Annotated in this window: 1 pseudogene; it reads left to right on the top strand. The window is 66.5% G+C overall.

The features are described 5' to 3' along the window. Positions 1 to 551: pseudogene (locus tag IU459_RS37500) on the top strand (IS5 family transposase); the annotation flags it as partial. Positions 552 to 561 lie beyond the last annotated feature (10 nt).

The following is a 561-nucleotide window of genomic DNA, read 5'->3' as shown; positions in this document are numbered from 1 at the left end:
GACGAGCTGGGTTCTGCCGGGCTGATCGATTGGTCCAGGGCGGTGGCCGACGCGGCGAGCGTGCGGGCGAAAAGGGGGGCGATCTGACCGGCCCGAACCCGGTCGATCGGGGCAAACCCGGCTCGAAGATGCACGTGTTGTCCGATCGGACCGGGATCCCCCTGTCCGTGGCTGTTTCGGCTGCCAACGTGCACGACTCCCAAGCGCTCAAACCGCTGGTGAAGGCGATCCCGGCGGTCCGGTCGCGGCGCGGGCCACGGCGGCGCCGGCCGGGCAAACTGCACGCGGACAAGGCATACGACCAGCCCGAACTGCGGCTGTGGGTACGCCGCCGCGGCATGGCAGTCCGTATCGCCCGCAAGGGAATCGAGTCGGCCGAGCGCCTGGGGCGGCACAGGTGGGTGATCGAAAGAACGATGTCGTGGCTGACCGGCTACCACCGGCTCACAATCCGCTACGACCGCAAAGGAACTCACTATCTGGGCTTCCTGACGTTGGCGGCCACGCTCACCTGCTTCAAGAAGCTGGCGAAAGCAAAATCAGCCATGTGAGACATGGTCT

Origin of the sequence: Nocardia amamiensis (genome assembly GCF_015477605.1) — a bacterium.
GTDB classification, from domain to species: Bacteria; Actinomycetota; Actinomycetes; order Mycobacteriales; family Mycobacteriaceae; genus Nocardia; species Nocardia amamiensis_A.
The sequence above is the reverse complement of the archived record's forward strand: the minus strand, read 5'-3'. Positions and strand labels throughout refer to the sequence as shown.